This window comes from Paraburkholderia sp. SG-MS1, from assembly GCF_012275575.1.
Taxonomy (GTDB): Bacteria; Pseudomonadota; Gammaproteobacteria; order Burkholderiales; family Burkholderiaceae; genus Paraburkholderia.
The window spans coordinates 1-5031 of record NZ_NPIH01000259.1 but is presented as its reverse complement, the minus strand read 5'-3'; the positions used below and the strand labels follow the sequence as shown (position 1 = coordinate 5031).

The window sequence follows — 5031 nt, the reverse complement described above, 5'->3', positions numbered from 1 at the left end:
TCGACGTCCTCGTCGTACTTCGGCAGCGGCGCTTCCTCGTCGTAGTTCGGCAGCGCCTGCGTGCGCCGCCGGCCGTCCGACAGCAGATACTCGCGACGTTGCAGATAGGCGTTACGCACGAACGAGTATTTGTCGAGCGCGGCGCCTTCCAGCACGTCGCTTGCACTCAGCAGATTCGCGCGCACGTTGACGATGTTGAGGCCGTACAGCGCCCAGCTCAGACCCGGCGGGTCGATGTAGCTCAGCGGGTTCACATAGTAGTTGCCGACCGAGCCGACCGCGTCGCGCACCGTGCTCGGGCCGAACAGCGGCAGCACTAGATACGGCCCCGGCGGCACGCCGTAGTGGCCGAGCGTCAGCCCGAGGTCGTTCTCGTGCTTGGGCAGCTTGGCAAGCGTCGCCACATCGAACAGCCCGCCGACACCGAATACCGTGTTGATCACGATCCGCATGATGTCCTGCACGCCGTCGGTGATCTTCAATTGCAGCAGGTTGTTCGCCGCGATGTAGACGTCGCCGATGTTCGAGAAGAAGTTCGTCACACTGTCGCGCACCGGCTGCGGGGTCGCCCACACGTAGCCTTTAGCGACCGGCTTCAGCGCGTACTGGTCGATCTTGTCGTTGACGGTGAAGATGGTGCGGTTCAGGCCTTCGAACGGATCGCCCTTGGTGGGTGTTTCCACCGTCGCGCAGCCGGCCAGCACCGCGGCCGCCACCACGATCGTGCCCAACTGGAAAGCGCGCGCGCCTCCAATGCGTGTGGTCTGCATTTTTGTTCTCCTTATTGACCGGCCGCGCCGGCGGCAGGCGAGCCCGGCGCTGCAGCCGCCGGGGCGGGCGCGGCCGTCGCGGGCTTCGACGCCCCCGAATCCGCGGCCTTGCTATACAGGAACTGGCCGATCAGGTTTTCCAGCACGATCGCCGATTGCGTCATCGAAATCGTGTCGCCGGCCTTGAGCATGTCGGTGTCGCCGCCGGGTTCGAGTCCGATGTACTGTTCGCCGAGCAGACCCGAGGTCAGGATCTTCGCGGAGGTGTCTTTCGGAAACTGATACTGCTTGTCGAGATCGATCACGACGAGCGCCTGATACGCATTGCTGTCGAAGCCGATCGACGCGACCCGGCCCACCGTCACGCCCGCGCTTTTCACCGGTGCGCGCGCCTTCAGCCCGCCGATATTGTCGAACTTGAGCTTGACCGGGTAGGTTGCCTGGAAAGACAACGAGCTCATGTTGCCGGCCTTCAGCGCGAGAAACAGCAACGCCACGAAACCCAACACTACAAACAGGCCGACCCAGAAGTCGAGAGCAGTCTTTTTCATCGTCATCCCAAAGTGAATCCGCCACGCCGCCAACGCTGCCCGCCGCGCGCGTCGAGAGACACGCCGCTGGCGGCCAACATGCCGCGCAGTCTTAGCTGAACATCAGTGCAGTCAGCAGAAAATCGAGTCCGAGCACCGCCAGCGACGCATACACGACCGTTTTGGTCGTCGCGCGCGACACACCTTCCGGCGTGGGCTTGGCTTCGTAGCCCTGAAACAGCGCGACGAAGGTCACCGCGAGGCCGAACACCACGCTCTTGACGACCCCTGCGCCGACATCGCGCCAGACGTCCACGCCACCTTGCATTTGCGACCAGAACGCGCCCGCGTCGACGCCGATCAGCAGCACGCCCACCACATAACCGCCCAACACGCCGACCGCGCTGAAAATCGCGGCGAGGATCGGCATCGAGACAATCCCGGCCCACAGGCGCGGCGCGACCACCACCTTGACAGGGTCGACCGCCATCATTTCCATCGCGGTGAGTTGCTCGCCGGCCTTCATCAGGCCGATCTCGGCCGTGAGCGACGTGCCTGCGCGACCGGCGAACAGCAGCGCGGTCACCACCGGCCCGAGTTCGCGCACGAGCGACAGCGCGACCAGCAGGCCCAACGCCTGCTCGGATCCGTAGCGATTGAGCGTGTAATAGCCCTGCAAACCGAGCACGAAGCCGACGAACAGCCCCGACACCGCGATGATCACCAGCGAATAATTACCCACGAAGTGGATCTGCTTCGTGACAAGGCGCGGACGGCGCAGCAACGGAAAAAATTCGAGCAGCAGCCGGAAGAAAAACCGCGTGGCGTAGCCGGCCGTGCCGAGCCCGCCGATCACCGAGCGACCGATCGCACTGATCATGACTGACCTCCGCCGATACCGAAGTCCGCCGCCAGCGACGCCTTGCTCGGATAGTGGAATTTGAACGGGCCGTCCGGCGCGCCGTCGATGAACTGCCGCACGGTCGGATCAGCCGACGCGCGCAGCTCGGCCGGCGTGCCTTCGGCGTGGACCCCGCCGTTGGCGAGGAAGTAGACGTAATCCGCGATCGCGAACGATTCAGGCACGTCGTGCGTGACCAGGATCGAGGTGGCGCCCAGCGCCTGATTCAGCGCGCGGATCAGGTTCGCGGTAATGCCGAGCGAAATCGGATCGAGGCCGGCGAATGGCTCGTCGTACATCATCAGTTCGGGGTCGAGCGCGATGGCGCGCGCGAGCGCCACGCGCCGTGCCATACCGCCGGAAATCTCCGACGGCATCAGGTCGCGCGCCCCACGCAAGCCGACCGCGTTGAGCTTCATCAGTACGAGGTCGCGCATCAATTCTTCGGGAAGATCGGTGTGCTCGCGCAGCGCGAAGGCCACGTTTTCGAACACCGACATGTCGGTGAACAGTGCGCCGAACTGGAACAGCATGCCCATTTTGCGGCGCAGCGCGTAAAGGCCGTCGCGCGTCTGCTGGCCGACGTCCTGGCCGTGAAAGAGGATCTGGCCGCGCTGAGCACGCACCAGACCGCCGATCAGACGCAGCACCGTGGTCTTGCCGCAACCCGAGCCGCCCATGACCGCGACGACCTGCCCGCGTTTGAAGCGCAGATTCAGGTTCGACAGGACGAGCCGGTCGCCGTAACCGAAGTCGACGTCGCGCAGCTCGAGTAAGGTCTCGGGGGAGGAAGACACGAAACTGACAGTCCTTTTACACGGAAGGCCGAATTATAGGGCCATCATGCAAAAGCTGCCGTGAGGTGCCCTGTCTCTTAAAGAAGCCTGACGATTATTGCGTAAACGCTTGCTGCAGCGCAGAAACGGCGGCAGCCGGATCGACAGCTTCCGTTATCGCGCGCACCACCGCCGCACAGCCGACACCCGTGGCCAGCACGTCGGGTAGGACCTGCAAGTCGATGCCGCCGATCGCCACCAGCGGCACGGCGCCCTCAAGCAGACGCACGTAGCGTGCGAGGCGCTTGAGACCCTGCGGCGCGGTCGGCATGACTTTGGTCGTGGTCGGAAACACCGCGCCCAATGCAATGTAGCTGGGACGAAAATGCAGCGCTTTCAGAATCTCGTAGAAACCATGCGTCGACAGACCCAGCCGCACGCCGGCGCCAGCCAATGCGGACAGGTCGGCGGTATGCACGTCTTCCTGACCGAGGTGGACGCCATACGCGCCTGCTTCGAGCGCGGCCTGCCAGTGGTCGTTGATGAATACCTGGGCGTCGTGCGCGCGCCCGGCGGCCACGCAGCGGGCGATTTCGCGCTTCAGTTCGTCGGCGGGTTCGGCCGATTTGCGGCGCAACTGCNCGCCGAAGCCCACCACCCGCTCGACCCATTCGGCGCTCGGCAGCACCGCGTAAAGGCCGAGCCGGTCCGGGCATCGAGCGAACGCTTGCGCGGGCGCGGCCGGCAAACCGGCAAGGCGCGGGAAACGGGCGAGGTCGCACGGAAAGGCGTCGTCGGCGCGAGTTTCGTCGCCGTCGCGCCACGCGAGCGCCAGCACCAGCGCATCGTGCGGATCGAAGCCGCAGTCGAGAAACGCGGCTAGTGCGGCAATCCAGTCGTCCGCCAGATGGCCTTCGAGGCGGTACTTCTCCCCGCCCAGATGCAGCGTGGCCTTGTCCTGCGCCGCTTCGATCACACCGGCGCCCCGCACGAGCCAGCGCGCCATCTGCTCGCCGTGCTGCTCGGCGTCGGCGATCACGATCAGATCGCCGCCATTGGGCTCGTCCGGCGCGGTCAGGCAGATGCGCCACGGCGCATGCGTCGGCGGCCAGTCGCCGAGGCGCGCGCGGATGCGCTCCGTGGCTTCGGTGAGTTCGTCGGCGGGCGGCCAGAACAGGTCGCGATTCTTCAATGCCAGTGTTTGCGTCATGCGGCGCTCCCGTCTTGGTGCCAGAACGGCATGCCGACCACCGGCGTGCTCGCGTGCGCGCTTTCGCGCTCCGCCATCGGCCCGGCCAGAAAAGCCTGGCGGCCCGCTTCGACGCCCAGCGCGAACGCATGCGCCATCGCGTCAGGGTGCGTCGCCTGCGACACCGCGGTGTTCAGCAGCACGCCGTCGAAACCCCACTCCATCACCTGCGCCGCATGCGATGGCACGCCGAGCCCGGCGTCCACGATCAGCGGCACGTCTGGCAGCCGCTCGCGCAGCACCCGCAGCCCGTACGGATTGATCACGCCCTTGCCGGTGCCGATCGGCGCGCCCCACGGCATCAGTGCTTCACAACCGGCGTCGAGCAGGCGGCGACCGATCACGAGGTCTTCGGTGCAATACGGCAGCACCTTGAAGCCGTCCTTGATCAGCTGCGCGGCCGCTTCGATCAGGCCGACCGGGTCGGGCTGCAACGTGTAGTCGTCGCCGATCAGTTCGAGCTTGATCCAGTCCGTTTCGAAGATCTCGCGCGCCATGTGGGCGGTGGTCACCGCCTCGCCCACCGTCAGGCAGCCAGCCGTGTTCGGCAGGAGCGGCACGCCGTGGCGCTTGAGCAGATCGAAGAAGCCGGCTTCGGCGCCGCCTTCGTTCATCTGCCGGCGCAGCGCCACGGTCACCATGCCGGGGCGCGCCGCGCCGATCGAATCGGACAGCGACTGCAGCGAGGGATAGCGCGAGGTGCCGAGCAGCACGCGGCTCGCGAAGGTTTGGCCGTACAGCGTAAGCGCGTCGGCGGTTCGGGGGGAAGTCATTTGCATCATCGGGTCTCCGGCAAGGCGTGGCG

General features: G+C 65.8%; 6 protein-coding genes. All 6 read right to left on the bottom strand.

What is annotated here, in order from left to right:
• Window positions 1-770: MlaA family lipoprotein (locus CIC12_RS26380; RefSeq protein WP_168668460.1), on the bottom strand; the 770-nt coding region annotated here is incomplete at its 3' end.
• Window positions 771-781: 11 nt separating this feature from the next.
• The gene (mlaD, locus tag CIC12_RS26375) at window positions 782-1321 is read right to left on the bottom strand and encodes an outer membrane lipid asymmetry maintenance protein MlaD (protein ID WP_168668458.1); all 540 of its coding nucleotides are present in this window, start codon (window positions 1319-1321) and stop codon (window positions 782-784) included.
• Window positions 1322-1412: 91 nt separating this feature from the next.
• The gene (mlaE, locus tag CIC12_RS26370) at window positions 1413-2180 is read right to left on the bottom strand and encodes a lipid asymmetry maintenance ABC transporter permease subunit MlaE (RefSeq protein WP_168668456.1); all 768 of its coding nucleotides are present in this window, start codon (window positions 2178-2180) and stop codon (window positions 1413-1415) included.
• On the bottom strand, window positions 2177-2998 hold the full coding sequence (locus CIC12_RS26365) for an ATP-binding cassette domain-containing protein (protein ID WP_168668455.1): 822 nt from the start codon (window positions 2996-2998) through the stop codon (window positions 2177-2179). The genes mlaE and CIC12_RS26365 overlap by 4 nt, the downstream gene beginning before the upstream one ends.
• Window positions 2999-3092: 94 nt before the next feature.
• Window positions 3093-4187, bottom strand: a complete 1095-nt coding sequence (locus tag CIC12_RS26360; protein WP_168668454.1) for a thiamine phosphate synthase — start codon at window positions 4185-4187, stop codon at window positions 3093-3095.
• Window positions 4184-4999, bottom strand: coding sequence for a thiazole synthase (locus CIC12_RS26355; protein WP_168668453.1), 816 nt, complete (start codon window positions 4997-4999; stop codon window positions 4184-4186). Before CIC12_RS26355 ends, CIC12_RS26360 begins: the two co-directional genes overlap by 4 nt.
• Window positions 5000-5031 lie beyond the last annotated feature (32 nt).